Raw genomic sequence first — 16,654 nt, forward strand, 5'->3', positions numbered from 1 at the left:
CCGATGAAATTCCGCATTCCCGCCACGTTGGCGGCCTGTTTCCTCGCCGCGGGCATCGGTTTGTCCGCCACGGCCCAAGCGCAGGGCGCAAAGTCCGTTTCCACGCAGTCCGTGGGTCAGGCGGCCAAAGGCGAGAAAAGTGTCTCCACCACCGAACTCGATCCGCAGTCGGCCGCCGTCAAAGAGCGCTTTCAGCAGCGTTTTTCGGGCATGAATGTCACGACCGTGCGCCGCACGCCCTATGGCCTGTTCGAAGTGCAGCTCGGCATGGACCTGATCTACACCGATGAAGGCGTCACCTGGGTCATGGAAGGACCGCTGATCGACGCCGCCACGCGCCGCGACGTCACCCGCGAATCGCAGGAAAAGCTCAGCGCCGTCACCTTCGACCAACTGCCGCTGGATCTGGCGATCAAGCAGGTCAAGGGCGATGGCTCACGCAAGGTCGCGATCTTTGAAGATCCCAACTGCGGTTACTGCAAGCAGCTGCGCAAGACGCTCGAAGACGTGGACAACCTGACCGTCTACACCTTCCTCTATCCCATCCTGTCGCCCGACTCCAAGGTCAAGGTGCGCAACGTCTGGTGCGCCAAGGACCAGGGCAAGACCTGGGACGACTGGATGCTGCGCGGCAAGACGCCGGCCACCGCCAACTGCGACGTGCCCGAAGACAAGCTGCTGGCGCTTGGCCAGCAACTGATGGTGCGCGGCACGCCGACGCTGTTCTTCGCCGACGGCTCGCGCATCAGCGGCGCGCTGCCGCTGGACCAGCTCAAGGCCCGTTTGAACTGACCGGCGCGCGTCGCGCCGGCCCGGGAAAGGGGGGCGCGGCAAGCGCCATCCCTCCCGGAGACAAGACTTGAAAATCGCAATTCTCGACGATTACCACGACGTAGCCCGGCGCTATGCGGATTGGACCTCGCTGGGCGGCGACGCCGAGGTGCAGATCTTCAACAACTTCATCCCCGACGACCAGGTCGAAACCGCGCTCGCGCCCTTCGACGTGATCGTCGCCATGCGCGAACGCACGCCGTTCCCGGCGGAACGCATCCGCGCGCTGCCCAAGCTGCGGCTTCTGGTCACCACCGGCATGCGCAACAACGCCATCGACATGCAGGCCTGCACCGAGCAGGGCATCGTCGTGTCCGGCGCGCCCGGCAGCGCCGATGCCAACACCGCCACTGCGGAACTCGCGTGGGCGCACATCCTGGGTCTCTTCAAGCACCTTCCCGCCGAAGACGCCGCCATGCGCCGCGGCATGTGGCAGACCGGCATGCCCGAGCCGCTGGCCGGCAAGCGCCTGGGCGTGGTGGGCCTGGGCAAGCTGGGCGCCGCGGTGGCCAAGGTGGGACTGGCCTTTGGCATGGACGTCGTGGCCTGGAGCCCCAACTTGACGGACGAGCGCGCCCAGGCCGCCGGCGTCACGCGCGTGGACAAGCACGAACTCTTTTCCACGTCCGACGTGGTCAGCCTGCACTTGATCCTGTCCGATCGCAGCCGTCACATCGTGGACGCCACCGCGCTGGCCGCCATGAAGCCCACGGCCTACCTCGTGAACACGTCGCGCGCGGGTCTTGTCGACCAGGAAGCGCTGATGGACGCCCTGGTGAAATTCCGCATCGCCGGCGCGGGCCTGGACGTCTTCCCCGAGGAGCCCCTGTCGCCCACCGACTCTATGCGCGACCTTGACAACGTGATCCTCACGCCGCACCTGGGCTATGTCAGCCGCGAAAACTTCGAGGCGTTCTACCAGAATTGCCTGGCAGCCGTGAAGGCCTGGGCGGCGGGCGCGCCGATCCGGGTGCTGAACGCCTGATTCTGCAATGCACGCGCAAGGCTGCAAAAAAAGGGGCTGCAATCGCAGCCCCTAGTTTGTTTGTCCCGCGCCGTGTCACCCGCGCGAGAAGACCACCTTCTTTTCGATGATCGCGCCCGGCTCCAACGCTGTCGGCGTATCGCCGCACGCTTGGTCCGCGTCTTCCGTGGGGTCGACCGTATCGAATGCCGTGTCGCCGTTGGCGTCCGGCACGCCCGTGGGCTTCAGGCCCACGAAGTCGAACAGGTCCCGGTCCATAAGGTGCGAGGGAACGACGCGCGACAGCGCGTTGAAGACGTTCCACGACCGGCCCGGGTGCTGCTTGTCCCATTCCTTGATCATGCGGCCCACTTCCTTGCGCTTCAGGTTCTCTTGCGAACCGCAAAGATTGCACGGAATGATGGGGAATTGCTTGAGCTCGGCGTAGGCGATCAGGTCGGACTCGACCACGTAGGCCAGCGGGCGGATCACCGTGTGGCGGCCGTCGTCGGATACCAGCTTGGGCGGCATGCCCTTGGCCTTGCCGCCGTAGAACAGGTTCAGGAAGAACGTGGCCAGGATGTCGTCGCGGTGATGGCCCAGCGCGATCTTGGTGGCGCCCAGTTCCGAGGCGACGCGGTACAGGATGCCGCGGCGCAACCGCGAACAGAGCGAGCACATCGTCTTGCCCTCTTCCAGCACGCGCGTGACGATGGAATACGTATCCTGCGTCTCGATGTGGAAGGGAACGCCCAGTTCCTTCAGGTACTGCGGCAGGATGTGATCGGGAAAGCCCGGCTGCTTCTGGTCCAGGTTCACGGCGATCAGTTCAAACTTGAACGGCGCGCGCTTCTGGAGCTGCAGCAGGATGTCCAGCATGGCATAGGAGTCCTTGCCGCCGGACAGGCAGACCATCACGCGGTCGCCTTCCTCGATCATGTTGTAGTCGGACAGGGCGCGCGTGGTCTCGCGCGCCAGCCGCTTGGTCAGCTTGTTGCCTTCGTGCCGGGCTTTTTCGTCGGCGGGCGTGCGAAATTGCACGCCGGGGGGAGCGATATCGTTCATGTCAGCGGTTGATCTGGATTTCCACGCCCACCGCCGCGCAGTCGGAGAAGGCCATGGGCTTGCTGATGCGCAGGCGCAGCGCGCGGATCTCCTGGAAGTCGGCAAGCAGGCGCGCCGCGACCTGTTCGGACAGGGTTTCGATCAGGTTCACGTGCGCCTGCGTGCATTCCTCGACGATGGCCTCGCGCAGCCGGCGGTAGTCCAGCACGCTGTGGATATCGTGGTCGTCCACCGAGCGCTGGATGTCGACGTCGAATTCGGCATCGACATGCAGGGGCTGGGTGGCGCGGCGCTCGTGCTCGAGGATGCCGATGCGGGCGTCGAGCGCAAGCCCGGAAAGAATGATGCGGCGAGTGGGCATGATGAAAACCTGGGTGGAATAGCCCGAATTGTAAGGCGACGGCGGATGGGGTGACGCGCTGGCTACAATCCGGCCATGTCCGGGCGCCCGCGAGGCGCCGGCGCAGTCAATAAGGGGTGAAATGCAACAGATGCACGATTCGGTCATTGTAGGCGGCGGCCCGGCCGGCGCCTCCTGCGCCCTCTGGCTGGCCCGCCTGGGCCTGTCGCCGTTGCTGGTCGAGGCCAGCGCCCGCCTGGGCGGCCTGGGCAATGACAACCCGTTTGCCGACGACTGGATCGCGGTCCTGCCCGGCGTCACCGGCCAGCAGGTGGCGGCCAATATCGACGCCAGCGTGCGCGCCGCCAACGTACCCCTGCGGCTGGAAACCCGCGTCGCCGGCGTGCGGCCGTGCAAGGGCGGCATCGAGGCCGCGCTTTCTGGTCCCGACGGCGCGCAGACCCTGGCCCGCGCCCGCACCCTGGTGATCGCCTCGGGCGTGCGCGCCAAGGGCCTGCCCGGCCATCCGCCGGGCGCGTCCTGGCCGGGCGTGCTGATCGGTCCCGGCTCGCCCATCGTGGCGCAGGACTATTCGGGTTTGTCGGTCGCCGTGCTGGGCGGGGGCGACAACGCCTTTGAAAACTTCGTCTACGTGCGCAACCGCGGCGCTCGAACGGTTCATCTGTATGCCCGCAGCGTGCGTGCCCAGCAGCAGTGGGTTACGCGCGCCGGGTCCGAAGGCGTGCACATCGGCCCCTACCAGGTCGACCCCGCCGCGCGCAGCGTGGACGGCCGCCAGTACGACCTGATCCTGGTCTTCTACGGCTGGGAACCGCAGGCCGCGTTTGCCGACACGCTGCACCTGGCGCGCGACGAGCGCGGCTACATCCGCACCGACTTCGCCTCCGCCGAGACCAGCGTGCCGGACATCTACGCCATTGGCGAAGTCGCGCACCGCATGCACCCGTGCGTGGTGACCTCGATGGCCGACGGCGTGGTGGCCGCCAAGGCCATCCAGCGGCGCTGGGAGCGCGCGGGGGCGTGAACGGGCCGCGGGCCACGATGCGCTCTTCAGCCCAGGCGAACCCACACCTCCGGATTCCAAAATAGGCATTTGACCGCGCCGCGCCCGGCGGCACCACCGACATCTCGGCGCGCCTCATCGCCGACAAGCTGTCGGCCAGGCTGGGGCAGCAGGTCATCGTGGAGCATCGGGCCGGCGCCGCGATGGACCTGACCGTCGGCGCCATGCAGGTGCTCGTCACCATGGAACACCGCAGCCGCGACGGCACGTGTCCCGCATCTACCCCGACCTCGCCGTCATCGACGTCATGCCCATCGGCCTGCAGGTGCACGCCATGAAGGCGGGCGTCAGCGAAGCCTTCCTGCGCACCGTCACCGGCGCGCCGCTGCACTTCACGCAAGCGCCGCGCTACGCGTAAACGTCGAGCGCCCGGCGCCAGGCAAAGAAGCTACGTTTCACAACCCTGGCCGTCGTATCGGCCGCCGCGCTGTGCCTGGACGTGACCGCCGTCGCCCAACCTTTTAGCGCTGTCGGCGTTAGTCACGTGCTGTCGCTCAGGATACTGCGGCAGATAAATCGGATCGTTTCAAGCATCTGCTAACACCAGATCAATTCGGTTCACTAATAAGACTCCTTTGATTTACACCCAGTATCGGCAGCTTCTAAAAGCGGTAGTGCCACTTGGCACCAAGGACAACCCGTGCGCGTTTTTGACAACTACGACGACTTTGCGTGGCAGCGCATCGTTGCGTCATTACCTCCCGCCGCGAACTACACATGAGCATCAGCAAGACCCTGACCCAGGCCCGGCGCCAGGCGGCGCCCAATCCCACCGGCACGTGCAGCGCGTGTGAACGTACCGGCTTACCGATCCTGCCGCTACGGCTTGCCATCATGCCGGTCACAGGCGGACTCAAGCAACATGGCGCACTGAGTCACGAATCCATTCAGACCGCATTGCGTGTATTGCGGCAGGGGTATGTCTATGTGCTGCTGGACAAAGAAATCTGGCATGCCTATCAGGTCACCCCGGAAGGCTATCTGCGCCAGTTCAATCCATTCTCCATGCCACGGGCGGCGCCCGAGCCCCTAGCCAAAGCTTGCCTGGACGCCGGACACGATCTGCGCTCGGCATTCATCAACATCGACACCGCAGCGAACAAGCAGGCCTGGATCGCTTTTTCACAGGACCCTTGGCCGAAGGCGACACTCGATGCCTACCGCACCGGCAAGCACGCTGATGGAAAGGCACTGCGCGCTGATTATCGGCAGCGGTTCAGGGTGATCAATCTGATCACGCTCAAGCAGGATCCGTCAGGTGGCGACCAGGCGCTTGCCCTTGGGCACGGTGACGATCTTGCCCAGCATGTCGCCGAGTACGCCATCGGCACGCGCGACTTCGGTAGCGTTCATGACTGGCATCCCCGTCATGCCCGCCTGGAAGCCATGCAGGCGAAATTGCGCATGCTCGAAAAGCAGCATGGGCTTGCGAAGGGGGTTGCAGGACTCATCCTGCCCGATCCGGTGGGCATGGCCGCAGAGCTCAACAGCCTGCGTCTTTCTGTCAACACGATGCGCCAGCGGTGGCGTGAAGAGCCAACACGGCGGTATGCCTACCTCACCTCGCAGTGCCTGCTCGGAATCAAAGCTTACATCGCCCAGCAGGTAGAGGCTGCACACCCGCCGCCGCCGCCACCTAGCGACTATTGGACGTCCAGCGAATCCGGCGTCCCGCCCGTATTCCACGACCCAGCACAACAACGTGCTGGCGTGGTCAATCGCGAGACCGGGCGTCGCATGGCCCGGCTAGAAGATCGTTACTGGGAAACTGGCCCTGCAGGACGAAAGACTTTTCAGGATGCGTACGACAAGGAAGACGACCGCTTTCAAAAGCAGATCGACGCTTATGCAACCGACTGGGCCGACCTGGTGGCTGGCGCCAGTTGGCGCCGGATCATGGCTTTGGACTATGCGGACGCCGATGCGCGTTCGCAGCAATGCCGCCTGAGCACCACCGCGGCTTGTCTCGCGGGCGGCATCACGGATGCCCCGCCACAGCAGACAACGCCGGCGGACGAGAGCCAACCAGGCGAAAAGCCCACGCCGCAAGCCTTGGGCCCCAGCAGCAGGGCATGGAAAGACCTGCTGTCCGACGCAGGTAGTCCGGCCTACATCGCGCTCAATGGGCAATGCACCGACTTGCAGCAGGCGTTCGAACCCTTGTTCTCGGACGCGATGCCCTCAGAGGCAGGCAAGAAATACTATGACGCGATAAAAATGGTCGCCACGAGCAAGGAGGGAAGCGATTGGCGCCGGACGCTCGTTGTCGAATCTGCCGATCAGTTGTTGGCGGCCATTCACGATGCGAGCAATCGCCTCGAAAGCACCCTGACCATCGGCGCCAAGGCGGCTTTAGACAACCTGCAGTCCGGCGCCGCCTGGCTGTACGGTAAGGCCAGGTTCACCCAGGTCACCATCCAGCTCACGGTGGGGGAGTGCTTCGAGCTGCTGTCGAGCGAGATTCGCGAGCACGCCAACTCCGCCCAAAAGGCCGCCGGCAAACGGGCACGTGCGATGTTGCTGGGCAGTCTGATCACCATCCCGAATGCCAATGTCCGCAATGTGCTCATCGACGTCACGCTATGGGCGCATGGAACTGCAGAAGAGGTCAAGAAGCGCATCCTGGATTTCAGCCGCGAAGCCAAGGAGGGCGCGCAGGATATCAGGCAGGCTGCTGGCGCGCTTGGGCAAGAGATCAACAGAGAGGTCAAGTTTGCGCTACGCCAGGTCAACGCCGGCCTGAAGAATCTGGAACCCGCTGCCGCCGCGGTGCTCGAGGGCCTGCAAGTTGGCGCGGCGGGGGCTCGTCGTGTCGCCGGCAGCACCTTTGCGAGCTTGAAGAGCCTGGCCGTGGGTAGCGTGGATGGTGGCTTGTCTTTCATCGGCCTGTATTTTCTGCAGGACAGCTTGAAAAGCACGTTAGCTGACCTGGATGCGAAAGTCGGCGCGCGCCATCCGGAGGCTGTTGTGGCGTTTTATAGCGTGGCGCTGGGCTTCATGGGAGCGAGTGTTGAAGCCGCCGGTCTGGCTATCAAGGTACCGGCGGACGCTGCCCGAGGGTTCGTGCTGCGCTGGGGTGTGGAGAAAACTCCCGTGCTCACGCGCGTCGTCGGGTTGGGTTCGAAGATGGTGATGGTGGGGGGAGCGATTTCGGCTTTGGCGGGGATTGCGGATGCCGGTGCTAGTTTTCGGGCCGGCATCCGTGTAATAAAGGCTGGCGAAGCTGTTGTCGCAATACCCTACGCATTTTCCGGCTTTCTATCGATCATCGGAGCCGGGCTCACTTATTTTGGAGTTACGGGGTCGCTTGCGCTGTTCGGAGCGTTGGGAGCGGGCGTTGTTGTCGGACTAGTCGCCTACGCGATGTTGCAGATCGCAAAAATCCTAGAGTCCGATACTTTGGAAAAATGGGCTCGGCGGTGCTACTTCGGCCGAACAGAAGGTAGTGAACACTGGCGCGACCCGGAGAATATGGACGTCGCCATCGCTGCACTCAACGCCGCAGTCCTCGGCATGGATGTCGACCTCCGTTTCTCTGATGAAGGCAGAGCAAGACCGATAGATGAGCTTTATAGCGAAGACATTGAAGTGCTCAAGAACCGCGGCGCGGTAATACAGACAAAAGCGCTTGTTTATAGGGCGATCCTACCTGGCTTCGATACCGTACGATCCCGCTACCGCTTCACCCTCACTACCGAGCGCTTTGGCCTCGCACAAGATGGCAAACGAAGTCCTACTCTGTCTTCGCACGTCATGGCATCTGGGCAAGTTAACGATACCGCCCACGGCGTGCAAACTTCGGACTTCAATCATCCCGACTACACGCTGGTCGGCGAGACGAAACCAACATCGGAACGGCCGATTCTCAGCGGCCGATACTGGCTGGATCCGATCAACACGATTAAATCGGCAACATTTGCTGTGGCATTCTGGCCGGATAAGGACGACAGCACCGGCTTCGCAGCTATCGAGATCACGGAGGAAATTTGATGGCGAGACCACAGCTAAGTCCCCCGTGCGCCGGATGGCAGTGTGATCTGCCGGGCCCCAATGACCCTCTCATTGAGCCCCCTCTGCTGCTATGGCGAGCTCCGACGCATATGGACGAAACGTATGTCGAGTTCGCTCGGAGTACATCTATATTTCGCGGAACGCTCCTTTTCTTTTCGCTGCTGATTGCATGGACATGTCTCGAACAGACAATTCTGATCACTAGAAATCTCAGGGCCATCACGACGACGGGTGTGGGGGCTTTTGAAATAGGAATGTTCTTGCTGTTTGCAATTGCCATCGCAGTATGCGTTTGGGCAGCATGTGTGTTCTATCGCGCGGACGTCTCCCAGCCACGCGATCTCCCGCTTCGCTTCAATCGCCTACGTCGCAAGGTCTACGTTTATGGCTTCCATTCAGTCTGGTGGAATCCCTTCGAGCGCGGGTATGTGACGACGGCGAGTTATTACTGGGACGACCTGCGCGCAGAGAAGTGGAAAGTCCGCGGCGCGACTCCGGGCGGTGGGCTCATCATCAAGGAAGGCGTCTCCATCGCGGTGGTGGAACCAGGCACCAACAACGTCGTGACGCGCTTCCAATTGAACACCGACGCTGCGAACACCTCCAACTTCTGGGCGTATGTGTGCGCCTATATGCAGAACGGCATCAACGGCCTCGACCCCGATCGTGCCGAACCTCGCGATGCCAATGACGTCGCTCCCTACAACATCGCCTTGCGCCTGGCCCCAAAGGTTCAGTGGCCGGCGGATATGGATCTTGAATCACGAACGGCACCATGAAGCCGGTTGAGGCCGAAGACTGGATTCGCTTTCCAGAAGGGACCGTTCGCCACCCAGCTACTGCAGCTCCACAGCCCCGGTACATTCGATTGGCGAACGCCCACTTCGCCGCCATCGACATTTCTAGGGAACGCTGATGGCGAAACCTCAACTGAATCCCCCCTGCGTCGGCTGGCAACGGGATCTTCCCGGCCCCAACGACCCGCTCGACGAGCCCCCAATGCTGCTATGGCAGGCACCGACGCATATGGATGGAACGTATGTCCAGTTCGCCCGGAACACGTCGAGCCTTCGCGGAGGGATTTTTTACTTCTCACTGGTTATGGCATGGGTGGGTCTCAAGTATGTAATTTTTTCCGCAGCGCATTCTTATGCGACTGCGGCGGCTTTCAGCTCCGTCGGTGAGATTGTTGGAATTGTCTTTCTAGACGTAATGACACTTGCCCTGTGCGCTTACGCAGCATGCATTTTCTATCGTGCCGACGTTTCCCCACCCCGCGATCTTCCGCTCCGCTTCAATCGCCTACGTCGTAAGGTATACGTCTACGACTTCCAATCAGTTTGGTGGAATCCCTTCGATCGCGGATGCGTCACCACGGCGAGTTACGACTGGGACGACTTGCGAGCAGAGAAGTGGAAAGTCCGTGGTGCGACGCCTGGCGGCGGGCTCATCATCAAAGAAGGCGTCTCCATCGCGGTGGTGAAACCCGGCACGAACAACGTCGTGGCGCGCTTCCAATTGAACACCGACGCTGCGAACACCTCCAATTTCTGGGCCTACGTGTGCGCCTACATGCAGAACGGCATTAAAGGCCTCGACCCTGATCGTGCCGAACCACGTGATACCAACGACGTCGCTCCCTACAACATCGCCTTGCGTCTAGCCCCTAGGGTCCAGTGGCCCGCGGATATGGATCTTGAATCACGAACTGCACCGTGAAGGCGGTCGAGGCCGAGGACTGGATCGCTTGCCCAAAGGGCCCGCTTGCCACCTACTGCAGCGCCACAGCCCAGGTACATTCGATTGGCGAACGCCCACTTCTGCCGGTGTCTGACACCCTAGGGAGACGCACTGGGTATGACGGAAATCTCACCAGGGTGTCAGACACCTTGAGAGGAAGCAGCCACACGCGAAGCGTCAAAGCGACGACGCAAGACGCCGCGTAAGTCCACGAAGGCCGCCCGCGCGGCCGCCCGGGGACGGGCACCGCAAGACGCTTCTCTCCCAAACGACTGCGTGCAAGAACCTCAAGAACCCGACTCGCCCCGCCCGCCCCAGGCCCACGATGCGCCGGGCGCCTTAAGAACCCTGCCGGACGAACCGTACCGGACGCCTTAAGAACTCAATCCATCAGGCCGGTACCACCACCCCTAAACCAACACACACTCCGTAGCCTCAGGCCCACTCAACTTCACCCGAAACTCCCGCAGCTCATCCCGCCGAAACACATGCACGGTCACCCGATCCCCAACCCGGTACTGCGCCAGCAGCAGATCCAACCCCGCCGGCGCATCCACCCGTAGTCCATCGATAGCCACCAGCACATCACCCGCCGACAAGCCCCCCTTGTGCCCCGCCCCGCCTTCAAGAACCGTCGCCAGCGTCAGCGAGTCGCCTTGCTTGCGCGTGCGCACATCCAATGACGGAATATTGGCCGACGTCTTCCACTGCAACTTCACGCCCTGTGTTTCAAGCAACGAAGCCAGCGGCACATCCGCCGTCCCATACGCATGACGAGCGATAAAGCGCCGCGTGTCCACCCCCGTCGCTTCCTCGATCAGCGACGGCAGTCCGTCTTCCGGCAAACCGTGCGGCTTGCCCCGGTAGAAGTCCCGACCATAGCGATCCCACAGCAACCGCATCACATCGTCCAGCGAATGCGCGCCCGACGATTCCTCGCGGATCAGCAGATCCAGCCCAAGCGCCACCAGCGCGCCCTTCGTGTAATAGCTCACCAGCGCATTCGGCGAATTCTCATCCTGCTTGTAATAGCGCGTCCACGCATCGAAAGAGCTCTCTGCCACCGACTGCTTGTGGCGGCCCGGCGTGCGGGCCACGCTGGTGATCGTCTTGGCCAGCAGGCGCAGGTAATCCGCGCGCGTGATCGCGCCCGAGCGCAGCAGCAGCAGATCGTCGTAGTAGGACGTAAAGCCCTCGAACACCCACAACAGGCGCGTCAGGTCCGGTTGCGACAGATCGTACGGCGCGAAGACATCCGGCTTGATGCGCTTGACGTTCCAGGTGTGGAAATACTCGTGGCTCACCAGCCCCAGGAATCCCCGGTAGCCTTCGCCCTGGCCTTGCTGGCCCAGCACCGGCAGGTCCTTGCGCGCCGTCATCAACGCCGTGCTGGCGCGATGCTCCAGGCCGCCGTAGCCGTCGCCCGTCACCATCGTCATGAAGACATAGCGGTCCGCGCTGTCCAGGAACGGCGCGCGCTTCGTGCGGGGTTCGAAGAAAGCGATCTGCGTCTCGCAGATCTTCTTCACGTCGTCCGTGATGCGCGCCAGATCCAGATTCGGCGCCACGCCCGTGAACACCAGCTCGTGTTCCGCGCCGTGCGCCACAAAGCGCGACACCTGCGGCGTGCCCATCTCGACCGGGTGATCGATCAGCGCGTCATAGTCCGGCGCCAGGTATAGCCCGAAACCGTGACGGCGCGCCGCGCCCTTGTGGCCCGCGGCTTCGGGCAAGCTCGTGTAGACCTTCCAGCCGTCGATGCCGCGCGGCGGCGCAAGGTCCACCAGGCAGGGCTCGTGGTCCTGGCCGTGCACGCGCAGGAACACGCTGGTGCCATTGAAGAAGCCGTGCGTCTCGTCCAGATGTGCGCCGCGCACCGACAGGTCCCAGGCGTAGACCGTGTACTCCACCTGCAACGGGCCCTCGCACGGCGCGGCCTGCCAGGTGTGGTTGTCGATCTTGTCGACAGTCACGCGCCGCGTGCCGGCACGGGCCGACACGGTTTCGATCTGGCGCGAGAAGTCGCGGATCAGGTAGCTGCCCGGGATCCAGGCGGGCAGCGACAGGCGCTGCCCGGCGGGCGAGGGCGATGCGATCGTAAGGGTTATCCGGTAGCGGTGGCCTGCGGGATCGTGCGGCGCAAGGCGGTAAAGTATGGGAGGTACGTCATCATTTTTTTTCATGCTCATATCTTATTACCGGAGACATTCATGAGCGAGTCGTTTGTACTGGTCGAAACCCGGGGCCGAGTCGGCCTGCTGACGCTGAATCGTCCCAAGGCGCTCAACGCGCTGAACGATCAGCTCATGGACGAACTGGGCGCCGCGCTGCTGGCATTCGAGGCCGATCCCGACGTCGGCTGCGTCGTCATCACCGGTAGCGAAAAGGCCTTCGCGGCGGGGGCTGACATCGGCGCCATGAAAGACTGGTCGTACATGGACGTGTACGGCAGCGAATACATCACGCGCAACTGGGAAACGCTCAAGCGCATCCGCAAGCCCGTGATCGCCGCCGTGGCCGGCTACGCGCTGGGCGGCGGCTGCGAGCTTGCCATGATGTGCGACATCATCATCGCGGCCGACACGGCCAAGTTCGGCCAGCCCGAAATCAAGCTGGGCGTGATCCCCGGCGCCGGCGGCACGCAGCGTCTGCCGCGCGCCGTTGGCAAGGCCAAGGCCATGGACCTGGCGCTGACCGCCCGCATGATGGGCGCCGAGGAAGCTGAGCGCGCCGGTCTCGTCTCGCGCGTGGTTGCCGCGGACAAGCTGCTTGAAGAAGCCATGGACGCCGCCACCGTCATCGCCTCCATGTCGCTGCCGTCGGTCATGATGGCCAAGGAATGCGTCAACCGCGCCTTCGAAGGTTCGCTCAACGAAGGGCTGCTGTTCGAACGCCGCGTGTTTCATTCGCTCTTTGCCACCGAAGACCAGAAGGAAGGCATGGCCGCGTTCACCGAAAAGCGCAAACCCGACTTCAAACACCGTTAATCCTTGTTACGGCTGTGCCTGCGTGAATCGCAGGCCTTGCATTGCCAGGCGCGCCCTATGAAGGCGCGCTTTTTCATGGCCATCTGCGCGCAAAGTGCAGGTTTCGCCTTGAAACGTCTGGCTAGCACCTTGTTGCAGACTTCGGCCCTATCCTGAATGAGCGTCATCCCGAGGTGCCGCGCCAGAGCGGTTTGCTGTCACTGGCAGATCCCGCGCGGCGGCTCGATTGCAAACAAAATCAAGAAGGAGCCTTGCATGCGTAAACCCATCGCTACCCGCCGGCTGACCACGGCTGCGCTCGCCGGCGCGCTCAGCGTCTGCTTCATCAATGTCGCCCAGGCTCAATCGCCGCAATCCACGCTGCGCCTGGTCTCCGAGACGCCGTACGCCGCCCCGCAGGCCGCCCCGCGGATGAGTGAGGCGGAATTGCGCGATACGGCCATCGATGCCTATGTCTACGCGTATCCCATGGTGCTCATGGAACTGGCGCGCCGCCAGGCCACGGCGGTGCAAAGCCCGCTGGACGGCAAGGCGCCGATGAACCAGTTCGGCCACAAGGCCGCCTTCCCGGATCCGCGCGCGGCTGACACGCCCTGGCCCAGCGCTGACGCGCTGTACTCCAGCCTGTGGTTCGACGTCTCGCGCGCGCCGCTCATCATCAATCTGCCCGACACCGGCGGCCGCTACACCGTGCTGTCGGCGCTGGACATGTGGAGCGACGTCTTTGCCTCGCGCGGCACGCGCACCAATGGCAACGGCGCGCAGTCCTTCGCCATCGTCGGCCCGAACTGGAACGGCACCGTGCCGGCCGGCGTCGACGTGATCCGCAGCCCGACCTCGATGGGCTGGCTGATCGGCTGGACGCAGGCGGGCGGTCCGCAGGACTACGCCGCGGTCAATCAGATCCAGTCCGGCATGACCGCGCGTCCGCTGCTGGTCCCCGTGACGCCGGCCACCGCGCCGCGCGGCCGCAACGCCGGCAACGCGTACCCGCAGACCGGCTCGGGCATCGGCACCGCGCCCATCGGCAGCAACCTGCCCATGCCGGCCCCGGCTGTCACGGTGCCCGACGGCACCCCGGCCGAGCAGGTCGCAGGCATGGACGCCGCCTCGTACTTTGCCGTGTTCTTCGACGCGCTGCGCAACAACCCGCCGCACGCCAACGACACGCCCATGCTGGACCGCATGCGCCGCATCGGCCTGGATGACCGCCAGCCGTTCTCGTATGGCCGGTTGAGCCCGGCAGTGCAGCAGGCGTTGACCGACGCGCAACCCCTGGCCGGCCGCCGCATCGCCGACAACGTCTCGCGCCTGGCCACCCCGATCAACGGCTGGAACACGGTGTTGACGGGCATCGGCACGTACGGCACGGACTACACGCGACGTGCGGCCATCGCCTATGCCGGTCTGGGCGCGCCCACGCCGGAAGACGTGCTGTACCCGGTGACCGTGTCCGATTCCAAGGGCCGTCCGCTGGATTCCAGCGAAGACTACGTCCTGCATTTCGACAAGGGCCAGTTGCCGCCGGCCCAACTCTGGTCGCTGCACGTCTACAACAGCAAGTACGGCTTTGCCGAGAATCCGGCCAACCGCTACGTGATCCGCAGCACCGACGGCCTGAAGTACAACGCCGACGGTTCGCTGGACATCTACGTGCAGCGCCGCGATCCGGGCGAATCCAAGCGCGCCAACTGGGTCAGCACGCCTGCCGCCGACGGGCCGTTCGTCCTCAGCATGCGCCTGTACTCGCCGCATAACACCGCCCTGGACGGGCAGTGGGCGCCGCCGCCGGTCAAGGAAGACTAAGATCGGGCAAGCGCGAATCTGCTGAACGCATAGCTGCTGGCGCGCATCCGCCAGAACGCACAAGGCGCGCGGTCTCCGACAAGGGGCCGCGCGCCTTTTCATGCAGAGGCGGCAACGGCGGCCACGCCCCGCAGAGCGCTCGCTCGTCCCCAATTTTTCCGCCGCAAGCAGGCGTTGTTGCCACCTTACAAACGGCCGAAAGTTCATTTGCTTGGGTGCAAAAAACCAAGCTATACTCTGCGGGTTTGACGCTTGCGGGATAAGAAACATGCGCTTCAAAAAGCGCGCCGGTTCCCACAGGGCCAGGTTAAGCGGGGAAGTTTGATGCGGCAGAACTCCATGCAGCAACGGCAGGGTTTAGGGCAAGGTCCTGGACAAAGTCTAGGGGCGGAAAGTCTGAAGCCCAGTCTGGATCAGGATTCGATCGATCCGGACGTGGTGGAAGTTCTGGTGCTCAGTGACGCGGATCGCGCGGCGCTGAACGCTCAAGCCAGCCGCGGGCTCTTGTTGGCATTGGCGGCGCAAGGCGCCATGGGGCTCGCAGCAGCAGTAATTGCGGGGGTTGTCGGAGGGGCGGCGGCAGGTTGGTCGGCGCTGGCGGGGGCAGGAGCGTATTTCATACCCAATGCGTTGTTCGCATTGCGCCTGGCTGTCAGCGTTCGGGCCGGCAAGGCCAGTCCCTTTACCTTTCTCTCTGGTGAGTTGATCAAGTTGTTCGCAACGGCATTGCTGTTGTGGCTGCTTTCGCGTGTGACGCATGACTGGCTTGTGTGGCCTGCCGCGTTGCTCGGCCTGATACTCACCCTGAAAGGCTATCTCCTGCTTCTGATGTTCCGCAGGCTGTCTTAGCGCCGAGTAAGTTGCGGCAAACGAAATCGTGGAATCGTCCGGTTCGCAAGGACCGGGCATACAGCAAATAGGATAGGTTCAAATGGCTGCTGCCAGCGACGTGTCGCCTCAATCCGCGTATATTCAGCATCACTTGGTGCATCTGAACAATACCGGTGAGAAACAGAGCGCTATTGCTCAGTTCGACATCATCAATTACGACTCGTTGTTCTGGTCCGGCCTGATGGGCCTGATCGTCATTTTCTTCCTGTGGCGCGCTGCCCGCCGTGCGACCAGCGGTGTTCCCTCCCGCTTCCAGGCCTTCGTGGAAATGATCGTCGACATGGTCGACGACCAGGCCAAGGGCATCGTCCACAACGCCAAGAGCCGTCTTTTCATCGCCCCGCTGGCCCTGACCGTGTTCCTCTGGATCATCCTGATGAACGCGCTGGACCTGCTGCCCGTCGACCTGCTGCCCTCCATCTGGCGCCTGACCGGCCTGGGTGCCGAGCACGGCGATCCCCTCTATTACCACCGCATCCTCCCGACCGCCGACCTGAACGTGCCGATGGGCATGTCGCTGGGCGTGCTGCTCCTGATGTTCTACTACGGCATCAAGATCAAGAAGCCGGGCGGTTTCGTCAAAGAACTGTTCACCGCGCCGTTCCATGCGCATGGCCTGGGCGCCATCGTGCTGGCCCCGTTCAACCTGCTGCTGAACATGATCGAATACGCCGCCAAGTCCGTGTCGCTGGGCATGCGGTTGTTCGGCAACATGTTCGCCGGCGAACTGATCTTCATGCTGATCGCCCTCCTGGGCGGCGCCTGGACCGGCTTCAACGGCGCCAGCATCGGCTTGGGCATCGGCCACATCCTGGCCGGCTCGATCTGGGCAATCTTCCACATCCTGATCGTTCTGCTCCAGGCCTTCATCTTCATGATGCTGACGCTGGTGTATCTCGGCCAGGCTCACGAAGGCCACTGATCCCCCGAATTTC

At 63.3% G+C, this 16,654-nt stretch carries 14 protein-coding genes and 1 pseudogene; 12 read left to right on the forward strand and 3 right to left on the reverse strand.

Annotated features, from left to right (window positions below):
- The first annotated feature begins 3 nt into the window (after window positions 1-3).
- A complete protein-coding gene (locus V6V88_RS01745; protein WP_056319260.1) occupies window positions 4-792 on the forward strand; it encodes a DsbC family protein in 789 nt (262 codons plus the stop codon).
- A gap of 67 nt (window positions 793-859) precedes the next feature.
- Window positions 860-1,816: a D-2-hydroxyacid dehydrogenase family protein gene (locus V6V88_RS01750; protein WP_338617452.1), complete on the forward strand. Its 957-nt coding sequence runs from the start codon at window positions 860-862 to the stop codon at window positions 1,814-1,816.
- Window positions 1,817-1,891: 75 nt separating this feature from the next.
- On the opposite strand, the gene ttcA is transcribed toward V6V88_RS01750, so the two are convergent.
- Both ttcA and folB read right to left on the reverse strand, forming a co-directional pair.
- Window positions 1,892-2,860, reverse strand: a complete 969-nt coding sequence (gene ttcA / locus V6V88_RS01755; protein ID WP_338617455.1) for a tRNA 2-thiocytidine(32) synthetase TtcA — start codon at window positions 2,858-2,860, stop codon at window positions 1,892-1,894.
- Between the two features lies 1 nt (window position 2,861).
- Complete coding sequence (gene folB / locus V6V88_RS01760; RefSeq protein ID WP_056565007.1) at window positions 2,862-3,221, reverse strand: dihydroneopterin aldolase; 360 nt, start codon at window positions 3,219-3,221, stop codon at window positions 2,862-2,864.
- A gap of 121 nt (window positions 3,222-3,342) precedes the next feature.
- Between folB and V6V88_RS01765 the strand changes: the two genes are divergently transcribed.
- The 6 genes and pseudogenes from V6V88_RS01765 (at window position 3,343) to V6V88_RS01790 (ending at window position 10,014) form a co-directional block, all read left to right on the forward strand.
- Window positions 3,343-4,245: an NAD(P)/FAD-dependent oxidoreductase gene (locus V6V88_RS01765; RefSeq protein WP_338617460.1), complete on the forward strand. Its 903-nt coding sequence runs from the start codon at window positions 3,343-3,345 to the stop codon at window positions 4,243-4,245.
- Between the two features lie 77 nt (window positions 4,246-4,322).
- A pseudogene (locus tag V6V88_RS01770) lies at window positions 4,323-4,427 on the forward strand (tripartite tricarboxylate transporter substrate binding protein); the annotation flags it as partial.
- 65 nt (window positions 4,428-4,492) lie between these two features.
- Window positions 4,493-4,642: a hypothetical protein gene (locus V6V88_RS01775; protein WP_230964955.1), complete on the forward strand. Its 150-nt coding sequence runs from the start codon at window positions 4,493-4,495 to the stop codon at window positions 4,640-4,642.
- Between the two features lie 359 nt (window positions 4,643-5,001).
- On the forward strand, window positions 5,002-8,274 hold the full coding sequence (locus tag V6V88_RS01780) for a T6SS effector BTH_I2691 family protein (protein WP_338617462.1): 3,273 nt from the start codon (window positions 5,002-5,004) through the stop codon (window positions 8,272-8,274).
- A 275-nt stretch (window positions 8,275-8,549) separates the two neighbouring features.
- Complete coding sequence (locus tag V6V88_RS01785) at window positions 8,550-9,074, forward strand: DUF6708 domain-containing protein (RefSeq protein ID WP_081100983.1); 525 nt, start codon at window positions 8,550-8,552, stop codon at window positions 9,072-9,074.
- Window positions 9,075-9,210: 136 nt separating this feature from the next.
- The gene (locus tag V6V88_RS01790; protein ID WP_223574050.1) at window positions 9,211-10,014 is read left to right on the forward strand and encodes a DUF6708 domain-containing protein; all 804 of its coding nucleotides are present in this window, start codon (window positions 9,211-9,213) and stop codon (window positions 10,012-10,014) included.
- A 431-nt stretch (window positions 10,015-10,445) separates the two neighbouring features.
- Here V6V88_RS01790 and V6V88_RS01795 read toward each other — a convergent pair whose 3' ends face one another.
- Window positions 10,446-12,218, reverse strand: a complete 1,773-nt coding sequence (locus V6V88_RS01795; RefSeq protein WP_223574052.1) for a PDZ domain-containing protein — start codon at window positions 12,216-12,218, stop codon at window positions 10,446-10,448.
- 27 nt (window positions 12,219-12,245) lie between these two features.
- On the opposite strand from V6V88_RS01795, the gene V6V88_RS01800 reads away from it, so the two are divergent.
- From V6V88_RS01800 to atpB, 4 genes are all read left to right on the forward strand, one after another.
- On the forward strand, window positions 12,246-13,022 hold the full coding sequence (locus V6V88_RS01800; RefSeq protein ID WP_056327615.1) for an enoyl-CoA hydratase: 777 nt from the start codon (window positions 12,246-12,248) through the stop codon (window positions 13,020-13,022).
- A gap of 255 nt (window positions 13,023-13,277) precedes the next feature.
- On the forward strand, window positions 13,278-14,828 hold the full coding sequence (locus V6V88_RS01805) for a DUF1254 domain-containing protein (RefSeq protein WP_223574054.1): 1,551 nt from the start codon (window positions 13,278-13,280) through the stop codon (window positions 14,826-14,828).
- A 435-nt stretch (window positions 14,829-15,263) separates the two neighbouring features.
- Window positions 15,264-15,677: an ATP synthase subunit I gene (locus V6V88_RS01810; RefSeq protein WP_063955419.1), complete on the forward strand. Its 414-nt coding sequence runs from the start codon at window positions 15,264-15,266 to the stop codon at window positions 15,675-15,677.
- A gap of 82 nt (window positions 15,678-15,759) precedes the next feature.
- On the forward strand, window positions 15,760-16,641 hold the full coding sequence (gene atpB / locus V6V88_RS01815) for a F0F1 ATP synthase subunit A (RefSeq protein WP_062840107.1): 882 nt from the start codon (window positions 15,760-15,762) through the stop codon (window positions 16,639-16,641).
- Window positions 16,642-16,654 lie beyond the last annotated feature (13 nt).

The sequence above is a fragment of the Achromobacter sp. E1 genome (assembly GCF_037039475.1).
Lineage (GTDB): Bacteria > Pseudomonadota > Gammaproteobacteria > Burkholderiales > Burkholderiaceae_B > Achromobacter > Achromobacter mucicolens.

Excerpts from the sequence above, each read along its gene's own strand:
- V6V88_RS01745 (WP_056319260.1), top strand. The coding sequence starts at position 4 with ATGAAATTCCGCATTCCCGCCACGTTGGCGGCCTGTTTCCTCGCCGCG.
- ttcA (WP_338617455.1), bottom strand. The coding sequence starts at position 2,860 with ATGAACGATATCGCTCCCCCCGGCGTGCAATTTCGCACGCCCGCCGAC.
- folB (WP_056565007.1), bottom strand. The coding sequence starts at position 3,221 with ATGCCCACTCGCCGCATCATTCTTTCCGGGCTTGCGCTCGACGCCCGC.
- V6V88_RS01765 (WP_338617460.1), top strand. The coding sequence starts at position 3,343 with ATGCAACAGATGCACGATTCGGTCATTGTAGGCGGCGGCCCGGCCGGC.
- V6V88_RS01780 (WP_338617462.1), top strand. The coding sequence starts at position 5,002 with ATGAGCATCAGCAAGACCCTGACCCAGGCCCGGCGCCAGGCGGCGCCC.
- V6V88_RS01785 (WP_081100983.1), top strand. The coding sequence starts at position 8,550 with ATGTTCTTGCTGTTTGCAATTGCCATCGCAGTATGCGTTTGGGCAGCA.
- V6V88_RS01790 (WP_223574050.1), top strand. The coding sequence starts at position 9,211 with ATGGCGAAACCTCAACTGAATCCCCCCTGCGTCGGCTGGCAACGGGAT.
- V6V88_RS01795 (WP_223574052.1), bottom strand. The coding sequence starts at position 12,218 with ATGAAAAAAAATGATGACGTACCTCCCATACTTTACCGCCTTGCGCCG.
- V6V88_RS01800 (WP_056327615.1), top strand. The coding sequence starts at position 12,246 with ATGAGCGAGTCGTTTGTACTGGTCGAAACCCGGGGCCGAGTCGGCCTG.
- V6V88_RS01805 (WP_223574054.1), top strand. The coding sequence starts at position 13,278 with ATGCGTAAACCCATCGCTACCCGCCGGCTGACCACGGCTGCGCTCGCC.
- atpB (WP_062840107.1), top strand. The coding sequence starts at position 15,760 with ATGGCTGCTGCCAGCGACGTGTCGCCTCAATCCGCGTATATTCAGCAT.